Source organism: Bradyrhizobium sp. 956_D2_N1_4 (genome assembly GCF_052076025.1).
Classification (GTDB): Bacteria; Pseudomonadota; Alphaproteobacteria; order Rhizobiales; family Xanthobacteraceae; genus Bradyrhizobium; species Bradyrhizobium barranii.
Window position 1 is genome coordinate 2,144,558 of record NZ_CP197237.1, and the last position, 14,812, is coordinate 2,159,369.

The window sequence follows — 14,812 nt, forward strand, 5'->3', positions numbered from 1 at the left end:
GTTGAAAATAAACAACTCTTTCGCGTCATCGAACGTTTGCTCAGCAAAAGAGCATTTGCCCGAATTTAACTGTTCAGAACGTTACTTAACAAGCCAAGGGGCTTCCCTTGCTGCACTCTCTCGCCGATCCGGGCGGTCGGGCTAAGCGTCGAGGGAACGAATATGACAGGACTTCCGGCTACCGCCCCAGAATCTTCCCTCGCATCCGACCAACAATTCAACTTGGTTGCGAGTAGCCTGGCCACGCTGCTTGAAACGGCGAGGCGAGAGCTGGAGCGTGATCGAGATGCGGCGAGGGTGTCGCTGGCGACGGCATCCCACATCCTGCAAGCGGAGATCGAGCGATGTTCGGGCGCTAGCGGCTCCACAAGGGGCGGTCTAGCGGCCTGGCAGATCTTGCGCGTGCGAGCTTACATCGACAGCAATCTGCACCGTACCATTCACATTCGGGATCTCAGTGCGGTCGCACGTCGAAGCCCGGCGCACTTTTCCCGGAAGTTCAAACTGGCTGTTGGGGAGTCGCCGCATGCCTATGTGGTGCGAAGGCGCCTGGAGCGAGCCTGCCACCTGATGATGACCAGTGCGGCCTCGCTGAGCGAAATAGCCCTGAACGTTGGCTTTTCCGATCAGGCGCACCTATGTAGGCTCTTCAGGCACGCTTTTGGCCGGAGCCCGGCCAATTGGCGACGCGAGCGCGGCATCCCTGACGAGGTCAGCTTAAGACCCGGCTTGGACGAGAATATCCCATGAGCGATCAGCGCGGCAAAGTGCTGAGCTTCGGCCCTTTCGAGCTGTCGATCGGGGGCAGGATTCTAACGAATGGCGCAGAGACCGTATCGCTTGGCGCGCGCGCCATGGACCTTCTCATTGTCCTGGTGGAGCAAGCCAACAAGGTCGTCGGCAGGAGAACCCTGATCGAGCGCGTTTGGCCGGAGAGCGGAGTTGAACAAGTCAGCCTGCGCGTTCATATCTCGGCGCTCCGCAAGGCCCTCAATCGGAGTGACCCCGGTCGGCGGTATATCGCGAACGTGCCCGGGCGAGGGTACAGCTTCGTCGTACCGGTAACGTCAGCTTCCCTGCCAATGTCGGGGGATCTCAATCCATCTTCGAGGCCCCGACTGCCTGCGCGCCTGGTTCGGATGCTCGGACGAAGAGAGGCGCTCGCCACGATCCAGATGAAGCTGGCCGAGCAGAAATTTGTTACGATCGTCGGCCCCGGCGGGATTGGTAAAACCACCGTAGCGGTGGCGGTTGCCCACGAAATGAGCGCCACCTTCAATGGCCAGATCTATTTTGTCGACCTGAGTGCTCTGGGCGGCGCTTCGCGCGTAGCTCCAGCAATAGCGGCAGCACTAGGCGTGTCGGTACAAACGAGCAATGTCGTACCAGCCCTGATTGATCGGCTGCAGGGAAGGTCAACACTCATCATTCTCGACTGTTGCGAACACCTTATCGATGAGGCGTCGGCCGTGGCGGAAGAACTGATCTGCCGTGTCCCGACACTGCATCTGCTCGCGACCAGCCGGGAGGCGATGCGAGTCGAAGGTGAACAGATCTACGAACTCTGCGCGCTCGAATGCCCTGGGGAAGACAACAAGTCGGCGCACGACGTGCTGCAATATCCCGCGGTCCAACTGCTGGTCGATCGCGTGCGGGCCGTACGCGGTGACTTCGAGCTAACAGATGCGGATGCGCCGATTGCGGCAAGGATCTGTCGGCGGCTTGACGGAATTCCATTGGCAATCGAACTCGCCGCCGGCAGAGTTGACATATTTGGCCTTAGCAAGGCGGCAAGCTTACTCGACGACCGACTAAACCTGTCATGGGTGGGGCGCAGAACGGCGTTGCCGAAGCACCAGACCTTGAACGCCGCGCTGGAATGGAGCTACGACTTGCTTGGCGTGACCGAGAAGCGCGTCCTGAGCCGGCTCAGTGTTTTCGCCGGCGGATTTACGTTCGAAGCAGCGGTCGCCGTGGTCGCTGACGAAACGATCGATGAAGCAAACGTCTCGGATTGCATTTGGGAGCTCCGCTCGAAATCGATGATTGCCGCTCAGGGACAGAGCGCGAGGCTCCGCTTGCTCGACACCACTCATGCCTTTGCGTCCCAACGGCTGGCCGAAAGCGCCGAGGAGGTCGGTTTGCGCCGCCGTCACGCCCTCTACTTCGGCGACTTGTTCAAACAGGGTGCTTCAATGGACATTCCTGAGAGGATCCAGGCGCTCGGGGTCGAGGTCGGCAATGTCAGAGCGGCTCTGAACTGGGCTTTCTCGGTCGAAGGTGATGCGAAAATTGGCGTTGAACTTGCCGCCGCCTCAGCAAGCACCTGGATGGCAATGGCCCTTCTTACCGAATGCCGGGATTGGATGACGAAGGCCATCGGCCGGCTCGACAATGCGAGTGCCGGCTCGCGCCAAGAAATGATCGTTCAGTCCGCGCTCGCCAGTTGCATGATGTTCACGGATGGCATGACCGAAGAGTCGTACGCAAGCTGGGAAAAAGCGCGCCTTCTGGCCGAGTGCCTTGACGACACCGAATGCCAGCTCGATTCCCTGCTTGTTCTTTGGGCCCACCAGATCCGGCTTCCAAATTATGCCGAGGCGACGGAATTGGCAGATCGATGCGGTGATGTCGCTGCTTTGAGCGGCAATCGTGGCGCGATCGCAATGGCCAACTACATGCGTGGCGTAACGTACCACCACAGTGGGCGAATATCACAGGCTGAAGCTTGCTTTGAGTTGTCCCTGCACCGCGACGACGAAGCGTCCCGTCGGTCTCTCATCACCCGGTTTGGCTACGATCGGAAAGTAGATGCCCTGGCCGTACTGGCCAATGTGACCTGGCTCCGGGGCTGTCCTGATCAGGCGCGACGCCTCAAACTGACGTCGATCGCTGAGGCACGCGAGTTGGATCACGCGGTACCGCTCTGCGTGGCGCTGGCTTGGGCAAGCTTCAATACTTATCTGGCAAGCCCGGACGATCCCGAGACCGAATCGCTTGCCAACGAACTTGTCGACCACGCCGGAAAATACAATGTGGAGAGCTACCAGGGGTTCGGCCTCGGCATGCAGGCTCTCTACGGCGTCAGGCGGGGGGAGGGCGATGCAGCTACTGCGACGCTCTACCGAGGTTTGGAGAAGTTGTCCGCGGCGCGATATGGAGTCTTCAATTGGTTTCTGCAAGCAGAGTTCGCAAGATGCACGGCCGTCGCGGGGCATCCGCAGCTGGGGCTTGCCGTCTTCGAACGGGCCAAGATCAATCTTGACGAGACCCACTGGTACGCCGCGGAATTGCGCCGCATCAGAGGCGAACTGGCCGTGTACAACGACGAGGGGCTTGAAGTTGCCAGACAGTATTTTCTGTCGGCGCTCGGACTCGCCGCCAGTCAAGCCAGCTTATCGTGGGAGCTCAGGGCCGCGACCAGCCTGGCCATTGCAGAAGAATCAGCCGAGCTGAAGGAGCGCGCGTGGCAGACCTTGCAGTTCACCCACGCAAAATTCCGAGAAGGCCATGAGACCGTCGACCTACGGTTGGCCAAGCAGGTACTAGCCGTTTCACATTTGCACGATGGCGCCGCCAACTCGATGCACTGAGGCTTGTCGCTGGAGAAGGTTTGGGGTAACCCTCGGAGGCCCGGGTGTATTTGCCCAAGACCGACGACGAACGGTGCAATTGCCGACGTCGTGCTTTTGGCGGAATAGGTTATGTCCGTCCAACCAATTGGCTCATCGTGTGCAATCCGGTTTCGGTTTGGCCCATTCGAGCTGAATGTATCCGAGCGCTCTCTGAGCAAGGCGGGCCAGATCCTTCCACTGGGCGGCAGAGCCTACGACATTCTGATAGCTCTGCTCGAAAATGCCGGTGAGGTCGTCCCCAAGTCCGAACTGATCGCCAGGGTATGGCCTGACGTAACCGTCGAGGAAGGCAGTCTTCGTGTCCATCTATCGGCGTTGCGCAAGACACTGGGCGATGGTCAATTTGGTGACAAGTACATCGCGAATATCCAGGGCCGTGGGTATAGATTCATTGCGCCGGTCACGCCACTTCCCGCAGCCCTCGACAGCGGTAACGCATCTTCGGGATTGTCCAGCTTGCCGCCGGCATTGGGCCGCATGGTTGGCCGCAGCAAGGTCGTCCTTGAGATTCAGCGTTTGCTCCAGACTGACCAGCGCCTCACGACTATTTTGGGCGCCGGCGGCATAGGCAAGACCACGGTTGCCCTGTCGGTTGGGCACGCGGCGCTTGCTGATTTCTCCGGGGCGGTATTCTTTGTCGATCTTTCAACGGTGACCGACAACGAGCAAGTCATCGGTGCTGTCGCTTCCGCGGTCGGGCTCGTCCCGCAGCCAGCCGATCCGAAGGAGGCGCTGCTCAATTTCCTGAGCGCTCGCAAGGCGCTTATCGTTCTCGATAGCTGCGAACATCTCATCGAGAGATCCGCGGAGATAGTCGACTATATTGTCCGGAATACCCCGGCCGTCTACATACTCGCGACCAGCAGGGAAACCTTGCGCGTTCCTGGCGAACGCGTATTTCGTCTTTGTCCACTGGACTGCCCGCCGGAGCAGCCGCAGCCGACTGCGTCAGAGGTGCTTGCTTATCCGGCCGCACGGTTGTTCGCCGAACGCGTCAGTGCTCGCCGCGGCAGCTTTTCGCTTAGTGACGACGAAGCTCCTATGGTTGCCGAGATTTGCCGCAAGCTTGACGGCATTGCGCTCGCTATCGAACTCGCCGCCGGAAGGGCCGCTGTCTTCGGCGTCGGGAATACCGTGGCAAGGTTGGGTTCGCGCATCGATCTCCTGAAGTTCGGTCGCCGGACGGCGAATCCTCGGCATCAGACGCTCAAGGCGACGCTGGACTGGAGCCACGATCACCTGTCCGAGGCCGAACGGATTGTGCTGCGACGAGTCGCAATCTTTATCGGACCCTTTTCATTGGAAGCGGCGTGTACGGTTGCAGAGCAGGAGGGTACTGACCGGTCCGAGATCGAGGGAACGATCGCAAACCTTGTCAACAAATCGCTCATCGTGGCGTGGCCCAGCTATCGACAGATGCTTTATCGATTGCTCGACACGACACGCTCCTATGCCCTGGAGAAACTCGCTGCGAGCGGCGAACACAATTCCATGGCGGCGCGCCACGCGATCCATTTGAGCCGGTCATTGGAGGACAGCCGCGACAATCTTTTCGACCTGGAGTCCGGACGGCCTCCGGGGAGCGCGATACAGCACTATCTGGGAGACGTCCGAGCCGCGCTTGAATGGAGCTTTGGCCCCCGTGGAAACGGCAGCGCGGCCATACGACTGGCGGCGGCGGCCTCGCGTCTGTTTCTGGCCAAGTCGCTTTTCGTGGAGTGCCGGGACTGGATGGAGAAGGCGATCAATCGGATAGCTGCGGACTGCGACCCGCGCGACCAGATGGAGGTCCACGCTTCGCTTGCCTTGTCGCTGATGTTTACCGCCGGGAACAGTGAGAGGGTTCGCGATGCCTTCAATACGGCGTTGGCATTCGCGGAGCGGCACGACGATGCCTACCAGCAACTGCGTCTTCTCAGCGGGCTGTCGATGTATCTTCATCGTACGATCGACGCGGCGGGCAGCCTTGAAGTTGCGCGACGCGCGGAGTCGATCGCGAACAAGACCGGAAATCCGGAAGATGCGGCGCTTGCGGATTCGATGCTGGGGGCCGCCTATTATATCCTTGCGGACCACGTCCGCGCGCCAAAATACCTCGAACGGGCTCTGCACAGGTCGCCGGCGTCCCGACGGTTCAACGCAACTCAATATCTGTTCGATCTGCGAACCACCTCGCTGTTCAACCTGACCCGGTCACATTGGTTTGCTGGCAATCTCGATAGGGCGGCGGATTATGCCGAAAGAACCATCGAGGAGGCTGAGAGATCGGATCATCCGGTCGCTCTGTGTCGAGCTCTCATGCTGACGATGCCTTTCTATTTCTGGATTGACGATTTGGGGCAGGTCGAACCGAACCTCTCCGCGCTCGAGCTGACTGCGGAGAAGTATTCGCTGGAGCCATTCCGGGCTGTCGCCACAGGACTTAGGGGGCGCTATCTGGTCCGTGTCGGCCAGACGGAAGATGGCATGCGTCATCTGCGAGACGGCCTGGAAAAACTGCGGATCCTGCGATACGAAATGCTTGTAACGGATTTCGTCTCCGAGTTGGCGCTCGGCCTGGCGAAACAGAACGAGCGCGCGGAAGCGCTGGCTCTCATTGACGGTTCGATCGCCACGCAGCTCGGATCGAACAGGCCTCTTCACCTTCCGGCGCTGTTGCTGGCGAAAGGCGCGGCCTTTGTGTGCCGAGAGCCTCAACAGCTTGGTCTGGCCGCGGAGTGTTTCGGGGAAGCGATGACCCTGGCCGGGCAACAATCGGCGCTTTCGTTCGAGCTGCGGGCGGGATTGGAGCTTGCGCGGATTTGGATTGATCGGGGTCAAACCCGAAAGGCCCACGATCTCATCGGAGCCATCTACGGCCGGTTTACCGAGGGCTTCGAAACGCCGGATCTCATGTCGGCGAGGCTGGTCCTCGAGCGGACCCGCGTTCGTGCGCGACAAGCCGGATGACGGGGCGAAGCTTCACCGCGTGGTGACAATGCCGAGGGTCTGCGCGCGTGACACGGCCTGCGCGCGCTTCTCCACACCCAGCTTGGTGAAAACGCTCTTGAGATGCGACTTCACCGTCTCGGGACCGATATCAAGGCTTCGGGCGATTTCCTTGTTGGACAATCCATCCGCGATCCGCGTGAGAATATCGGTCTCGCGACGGCTCAATGCGCTGAGAATCCGTGCGCTTGAGTCCGTAGCCGAGCGATCCTGTCGTGCTCGCTGCAGACCCGCCGCGAGACGATCGACGTAGGGGATCAGATCCGCCTTGAGGTTTCCTCCCTCCCGTGTCGCCCGGAGAAGCTCTGAAATGGCTGGCCCCTCGTCGAGGACGGTCTGATAGAGACCGGCCGCCGCACACGCGGCAAGCACGCGACTAAACCGGCTCACCGCCTCCGCGGCCTTGCCCGCGCTGAGCTGAACTGTCGACTGACGAATCGCAATGCAGATCAGGAACTGACGGTGCTCCATCGCTTCGGCTTCGTGCTGCAATTGTTGAAGGATTGAAGCGGCCTCGTCCGATTGAGCCTGCAGGCCCAGCAAATGAGCGCGGGCCAGTTTGTGGTACCATCCGATCTCCGACCAGGCGCCAGGCCTCGGTGCCGGGTATTTCCGTGCAAGGCGTTCCAGGCGATCGACGCATGCGGCGGCTTCATCCAACCGGCCGTCGTTCAGGTAGAGCCGCGCCTGCTCCGCGATCACGCCGGCCGAGAGTCGTCCCCAATCCCGCGCGACGCCGAGATTTTCAGCTCGTTCCAACAGAGTGCGGGCCCGCTCGAAGTTCATCCGTGCAGCGGCGACCCGGGAGATCACGAAATAAGTGCTCCACACGCAGTCGAGCATTGTCCCCGAGTTAATCAGCGGGAGGCGATCGATGACCCAGGCTTCCGCCTCATCGAGCAGGCCTTGCTCGTACTTGATTCGCGCGATCAGACTTGCTGGCAAGGCCGCTGCAATCGAATTCGGCCCGACATCCTGCTCGGCGACCCGGAAGCCCTCGCGGTAGTGCTTATCTGCCGCCGCGAGGCGTATCTGCCGCTCTTCTGTAAGCCCGTTGAGGCAGTGTCGATACACCGAGGCAAATACGTTCCTGCGATCCTCCTCGACCGAATAGGGAATCCATGGCGTCGCATGGAATTGCTTGAGGCTGCCCGCCTTCATGTGGCTGAAGCGAACGACGTTTGATGCTACGTTCGCGGTCCAAGGATCGGATGAACGGTCGACGCAATCCTGTGCCAGAGGCAGCGCGCTTTCGCTGTCATCCTTCAGCGCGATGGCAACGGAGCGGATCGCCTGGCATTCACACAGCAGGTTGCCATCAGGCAGAGGCATTGCGGCGATGTCGCCTTCGATGTCGGTTGCAAGCTTCAGGGCCTCGTCAAAGCGAAGCGCAAGCGCCAATCCCCATCCGATCGCCAATCGGACCTCGCACTGACCTCGCATGAGTTCGTCGGGAAACTGGCGTTGCCACTCCAGCAAGGTGAAGAGATCGCCTCTCTTGATCAAGGACATCGCGCAATTTTTGATCCAGCCGATCGCGCGGTCAGGAGCGCCGGCCGCGATCGCGTGCTGGACCGCTTCAGTCCATAATTCGTGGGAGGCATACCAAAGAGCCGCACGCCCGTGCAGTTCGGGAACTTCAATGCCACGGTCCGCCTCGAGCCGCTGTCGCAGATATTCGGCAAGCAGCGTGTGATAGCGAAACCAAACGCCGTCGTTGTCGAGCGGCGTGAGTAGCATCTGGCGCTGGGCAAGCGATGCCAGGATGGTGCGGCTCGCGCCCAAACCCGTTACGGCCTCGCAGAGGGCGCCGGAGAGCCGGTCGAGAACGGCCGTTCGCAGCATGAAGTCGACCAGTTCGACCGGGAGCCCATCCAGCATCTCGGTCAGGTAGGCGGCAATTGGACGCTGCGAGCCCGAGAGATTGTGGACATATTCCTTCAGGCCGGATCCAGACTGCGAAGGCATGGATGAAATGATCCGCAACGCGGCCGGCCAGCCTTCGGTCTTGCGCTGCAAGAGTTGCACGTCGGGGAATTCCAGCACTCCGGGTTTGGTGCCGTCCAGAAACGCCTGTGTCTCCAGCATGTCGAACCGCAGGGCTTCGGCATCGATCTCGATCAGCTGGTTCTGGGCTCGCAAGGTCGCGAGCGGCAGGGGAGGTTCGGTACGCGTCGTCAGCACCACGTGACAGTGGGACGGTGCGTGCTTCAAAAAATACGCGACGGTCTGATGGATGCGAGAAGCGCTGACCCAGTGATAGTCCTCGAGAAACAGGTAAACGTCGTCCTCCATCTCCGCCAGATCGTTGATCAGGCTCGACAGGATCGCCGTTGGGTCGATCAAATTGTTCTCGAGGATCAGCCCGATCGCGCCGGCGCCGACGTCCGGGCAGGCGTGATGCAGGGCCTGGGAAACGTAAAACAGAAACCGCGTGGCCTCGTCGTCGTCCGGATCGATCGTCAGCCACGCAACGGCATTGCCGTCTTGCTCGAGCGTCTCGGCCCAGGTGGCTGCCAATGAGCTCTTGCCGAAGCCCGCCGGCGCCTTGATGACACCCAGTCGCTTGGCCGGGAGGTCCGACAAGATCGCGAGCAGTCGGGGGCGCGCGACCAGCCCGCCGAATCGTGCCGGCAGGATCTTGGTCGCGAGAAATGGCAGCTGTCCTCCGCCGGGCGACGGACCCGTTCCATGAGTCGGATGGCTGGAGTGCGGCTGGATCAAAGGCTCCCCCTAACCACGTCAGTCCTCCCCCCATTCGGGGGATGCAAACCATGGTGAAATTGTACGATCTCTGTCAGCGAGAGGGAAGCGCCGGGCATTGTCAGTTGTATGCAGGCCGCATGCCGGTCGCTGCGTGCTGATCCCTGAAAGTCCACGCGAGGAGCCGGAAGCCAGCCGATGTCTATCGAGAACGCACGCTTGGGTTTCGCGCGGACCACTGAACATCCGGGAAAAGCACCCCAAGCCGGTGCCAAGAGCCATGGCTGACGATGAGCCTCGCGGAAATCTGCTATTCGGCCCCTTTGAGCTTTCGAGCAAAGAAAGGGCGCTGTGGCGCGACGGCGTGGCGCTGCCCCTCGGCAGCAGGGCCCTCGACATCCTGATCTACCTTGCCGAGCGTCCTGGCAAGGTGATCGCAAAGCAGGAATTGATCGATCACGTCTGGCCGGACGTGACGGTCGAAGAGGGGAGCATCCGGGTCCACGTGGCGGCGATTCGCAAGGCGCTTGGTGACGGCCAATTCGGCAACCGCTACATCGCAAACATCAAGGGACGGGGCTACTCGTTCGTCGGCGCATTGGCCTCCCTTGGGGGCGCCACGGAAAGCAGGACCGCCAGGTCCTGGCGGCAAGGCAGGCTTCCGGTGCGACCGATCATGATGATCGGACGCGAGACGTTCGTCACCGAGGTCGGCGACAGGCTTCGAAATGACCGGTTCGTGACACTGCTCGGCCCCGGCGGCATCGGCAAGACAACCATCGCTCTGGCCGTCGGCCGCGTCGTCGCCCAGGCGATCGGCGGCGAGATCTATTTTGTCGATCTGGAAAGCCTCACCGATCCGCACCATGTTGCTGCGGCCGTTGCGACCTCCCTGGGGTTCTCACTCAAATCGAAAGATCCCGGCCCGGAGCTGGTCGACCTCATCCGGTCGCGGAAGCTCCTCATCATACTCGACAGCTGCGAGCATGTGATCGAGGCGGTCGCGTCGCTTGCCGAACAACTCTACCAGCAAACGGAACAGATTCATCTTCTGACCACGAGCCGGGAATTGCTGAAAGTTGAGGGTGAGCATTGCTGCCGGGTTCCTCCTCTCGATTTTCCGCCAGACGACTCGGAGCAGACGGCAAATGCAATTCTGCGGTATCCGGCGGTGCAGCTGTTCGTACGGCGCGTGGCCACGCGAGCGGGTCGCATCGTTCTCACCGACAAGGAGGCGCCATTCGTCGCGGACATATGCCGAAAGCTGGATGGGATACCACTCGCGATCGAGTTGGCCGCGGGTCAGGTCGCCTCCCTTGGCCTTGAGAACACGGTTGACCTCCTGGTGTCCCGGCTGGAATTGCTGAGACTGAGCCATCGGACGGCAGTCGCCAGGCATCGGACGCTCAAGGCGACGCTGGATTGGAGCTACGATCTACTGTCTGACGCAGAGAGGATCGTGTTTCGACGCTTAGCTCCCTTCGTTGGACGTTTCACCCTCGATGGCGCGCGGTCTGTCGCCGGTGAACCCGGTGCGGGAGTCGAGGACATTTTCGACGCCGTCGCAGGGCTGGTCGAGAAGTCGTTGATAGCAACCCGGATTGATGTCGTGCAGGCGCAATATCGGCTGCCCAACACGACCCGGGCATACGCACTGGCAAAACTGGAGGAGCATGACGAAGTCGATATGGTCTTCGGCCGGCATGCGGAATACCTCGCCGGACATCTCGAAACGCTGAGGGAGGCTCTATCGAGCCTGCCAGGCGCAGAGAGAGCTGCGGCCTATTCCGACCAATTGAGCAACGTCCGTGCGGCCCTCGAATGGAGCTTTGGGCCGTGCGGCGATGCCGCGACGGCAACGAGACTGGCCGCCGCCGCCACGCAGGTGTTTCTGGAGCTGTCGCTGCTGATCGAATGCCAGGCATGGGCCGAACGCGCGATGGCGGGCCTGGGAAATCCGCATCAATACTCCCGCCGCGCCTTGGAGATCTCTGCAACGATCCCGCTGGCCTTGATGCATACGGAAGGCAACGATCAACGCGTCCGGACCGCTTTCGCAAACGCGCTGGATATTGCAATCGAACAGGGCGATCTCGCCCACGAGCTGCGGGTTCTAAGCGGACTTTTCATGTATTCGCACTGGACCATGGACATCCGGGGTGCGAGCGAGATCGCCACCCGGAGCAAGAAACTGGCTTTGGGAACGGGGAGTCACGACGACATGGCGCTGGCGGAAGCAATGCTGGCGGCTTCCGAACATCTGTCGGGAAATCACCTCGCCACACAACTGCATTGCGAAGCGGGTCTCCGGCACCTGGCGTCCCGACCGCGCTCTCGAACCGAACCATATCTCTTTCATTATACGAGCTTCCTGCTCGTCGGCATGGCACGTTCTCTCCTGTACCGGGGCTTGCTCGACCAATCGCTGGACTATGCAAGGCGCGCCAGAGCGGAAGCCAAGAGGTCGGGCAACCCCGCCACGTTGTGCCGGTCCCTGGCTTTGGTCCTTCCCGTGTTTCTGGCCATGGCGGATCTGAGCCAATCGGACCAGTACATTGGTGAGCTGAGTGAGCTCTCTGTCGCGCATTCCCTGATGCCTTATCGCGCCATAGCGACGGGCTTGAAGGGGCGATGGTTGCTTCTTCAAGACAATCGCATCGAAGCGATACAATTGCTGAAGCGAGCCCTGGAAGAGCTTCACGTCCAGCGCCACGAGATGCTGAACATGGATTTTACCTGCGATCTGGCCGCGGCGCTTATGGACCTCGGTGAGCATGAGCAGGCGCTGACCCTCACGGTGAATGCGATCGAGCAACAGCAGCGTGCCGGAAAATTGTTGCACATGTCTGCCTTGTTCAGGATGAAAGGGCTCATCCTGGCGTCTCGATCTGCGGAGGATCGCTTCGACGCCGAAGAAAGCCTGCTGTCGGCAATCGACTGGGCCAAACGCCAGTTCGCCACCCTGTTCGAATTGACGGCCGCGACGGACCTGGCCGGGCTGTTGCTGAAACAGGATCGCTTGCCGGAAGCTCACGAATATCTCAGCGCGAGTCTTGATCGCGTGCCGGCCGGGATATCATTTCCTGCCCGCAACCGCGCGGTGCAAATGCTCGGCCAACTCCGATCCGCAGCCGAGGACGTCGGTTGAAAGGTGCGCCATCCGAAGCCGTGCGCCGTCTGCGCAGTTGGGTTCAAGTCCTCGCATTTTGATCCAAGCCCTGACAGCACAGTTGGGCGCACGCTGTGGCAGGAACGGTCATAGCCACGGTTGAATGTCATGGGCAAGCTGGTCGCGGATATCATTGTGGAGACCTTGCAGAGCGCAGGCGTCAAGCATTGTTACGGCGTCGTCGGCGACACCCTCAATCTGATCGCCCGCTCGCTCGAAAAAAGCGAGATCGAGTGGATATCGATGAGACACGAGGAGGCGGGGGCGTTCGCCGCGCAGGCGGAGGCGCAGGTCGCAGATCGCCTGACCGCTGTTGCCGGCAGTTGTGGTCCCGGAAGCTTGCATTTCATCAACGGGATATTCGAAGCCAATCGCAACCGTGCACCCGTCATCCTGATCGCAAGTCAGATCATTCGCGACGAACTTGGCTTCGAATTCATCCAGGAGGTCGACTTCAAGCAGGTCTACCGAGACTGTAGCGTCTTCTGCGATATGATCCATACCCCGGAACAGGCGCGCCGGAAAACGGTGATCGCCTGCCAAACGGCTCTGACGAAACGCGGTGTTGCTGTCTTGATCGTACCGGCGGATATCTCCGCCTCGGTCGTGGATGATAACATCCCCTATGCGGTGCACGTCGCCAGACCCGTCACGCGACCGAGCGATGCGGATATCAACGAGATCGCGGATATCCTCAACAGCAGCGAAAATGTTGTCGTGTATGGCGGATCGGGCTGTAAAGGAGCCCATCAGGAAATTCTCGCGGTCGCCGACAGGCTGAAGGCGCCGATCGCGCATACGTCGCGCGCAAAGGACTTCCTCGAGTTTGACAATCCCTACAACATTGGAATGACCGGGATGCTCGGCAACGAGGCCGGGTATCATGCCCTGTTGGATTGTGATGCGTTGTTGATGCTGGGCGCCGACTTTGCCTGGCGGCAATTCTACCCGGACAAGGCAAAGATCGTGCAGGTCGATATCGACCCGACCCATCTGGGGCGACGGCATCCGATCACGAAGGGTGTCGTCGGCGATGTGAAGGCGACGTTGGAGGCCTTGCTGCCGAAGCTCGCCGGGCGCACCGACGCCTCATTCCGAGGCGCATATCTCCAGCGCTATGCGAAATATCGGGAAACAGAGCGGGCCAAGGTCGCTGCCGGTCACGATGGCAATATTCCCGGAAGCTATCTGACACAGGTGATCAGCCGCCATGCGGCGAAGGATGCGTTGTTCACGGCCGACGACGGCACCCCGGCCGCCTGGGCCTATCGCCACATCGAGGCAAACGGCCAGCGCCGTATTTTCGCAAGCCTGCTTCATGGAACGATGGCCAATGGCATGCCGTCGTCCATTGGGCTCCAAAAGGCAGAACCCGGCCGGCAGGTCGTGTGCATGGCCGGCGACGGTGGAATCTCGATGCTGTTCGGAGATCTGATGACGATCGTCCAACAGGAGTTGCCCGTCAAGATCGCCGTCTACGACAACGGCAAGCTTGGCTTCGTGGAGATCGAGCAAAAGGCCGAGGGCATGCTCGATACCTTCACGAAGCTGAAGAACCCGAATTTTGCAGGCGTTGCGCGCGCGCTGGGTCTCTGGGGCCAGACCGTTTCGAACGCGAGCGAATTGGAGACCGCGGTCAAGGACTGGCTGGCGCAACCGGGACCCGCGCTTCTGCACGTGCATGTCAACCCGATGCAGCTCGTCATGCCGCCATTCATGCAGGTCGAACCTGCAATCGGGATGGCGCTCTATTCCGCCCGCGCCGTCCTGCACGGTCGCGGAGGCGACGTCTGGGAGATGGTGAAGGAAAATTTCCTCTAGTCGGGTCGTCCCTCCAGCGGGGGCATGGCATGCCGTGCTGCGCGAGAGTGGCCAAGCATTGCTGTGATGGGTAGATCGAGATTGGCGAAATTGCCGGAGCCATCGGCTCTGCCCATGGCAAGGTACTTTGCCGTTGTCGGCGGCGCACTCGCTGCTCTTCTGCTGATAATTGGCTGGTCTCTGCCGAAGCTGCCGGACAGATTTCCTGATCGGGCGAATGGTATCGACGCAGCCACCATCCGGATCTCATCCGCGCGCAAATGGCCGGAAAAGGTCGTCCTGGATACCAGCCAGCCGGCAATGCCGCCATCGTCCCTCGAGGCGATACCGATCCAGGAATTGGCCGAGCAGCTGCCTGATGAGAGGACTGATCAAATGCACGCTGATTCCTCAGCTGACTTCGTGGCGGAATCGAAGCCCCTGGCGCGGCCGATCATTGCCGAGCATCCGCCTATGCGCGGCAAGCGTAAGAGAGCTCGGGCCGGTTCATCAGCCC

The 14,812-nt window shown here is 60.7% G+C and carries 6 protein-coding genes; 5 read left to right on the forward strand and 1 reads right to left on the reverse strand.

Features of this window, described 5'->3' with window-relative positions:
* The first annotated feature begins 162 nt into the window (after window positions 1-162).
* The 3 genes from AB7535_RS09620 (at window position 163) to AB7535_RS09630 (ending at window position 6,584) form a co-directional block, all read left to right on the forward strand.
* On the forward strand, window positions 163-750 hold the full coding sequence (locus AB7535_RS09620; protein ID WP_063984094.1) for a helix-turn-helix domain-containing protein: 588 nt from the start codon (window positions 163-165) through the stop codon (window positions 748-750).
* A complete protein-coding gene (locus AB7535_RS09625) occupies window positions 747-3,593 on the forward strand; it encodes an ATP-binding protein (RefSeq protein ID WP_354113056.1) in 2,847 nt (948 codons plus the stop codon). Before AB7535_RS09620 ends, AB7535_RS09625 begins: the two co-directional genes overlap by 4 nt.
* A 111-nt stretch (window positions 3,594-3,704) precedes the next feature.
* Window positions 3,705-6,584 carry an ATP-binding protein gene (locus AB7535_RS09630; protein ID WP_354113055.1) on the forward strand — a complete coding sequence of 960 codons (2,880 nt, stop codon included), beginning with the start codon at window positions 3,705-3,707 and terminating at the stop codon, window positions 6,582-6,584.
* A 12-nt stretch (window positions 6,585-6,596) separates the two neighbouring features.
* On the opposite strand, the gene AB7535_RS09635 is transcribed toward AB7535_RS09630, so the two are convergent.
* A complete protein-coding gene (locus AB7535_RS09635; RefSeq protein ID WP_084795189.1) occupies window positions 6,597-9,347 on the reverse strand; it encodes a LuxR C-terminal-related transcriptional regulator in 2,751 nt (916 codons plus the stop codon).
* A 259-nt stretch (window positions 9,348-9,606) separates the two neighbouring features.
* On the opposite strand from AB7535_RS09635, the gene AB7535_RS09640 reads away from it, so the two are divergent.
* Window positions 9,607-12,474, forward strand: a complete 2,868-nt coding sequence (locus AB7535_RS09640) for an ATP-binding protein (RefSeq protein WP_354113054.1) — start codon at window positions 9,607-9,609, stop codon at window positions 12,472-12,474.
* 129 nt (window positions 12,475-12,603) lie between these two features.
* Window positions 12,604-14,316 (forward strand): thiamine pyrophosphate-dependent enzyme, encoded by a 1,713-nt coding sequence (locus AB7535_RS09645; RefSeq protein WP_063984090.1) that lies wholly within the window; start codon window positions 12,604-12,606, stop codon window positions 14,314-14,316.
* The last annotated feature ends 496 nt before the right edge of the window (window positions 14,317-14,812 follow it).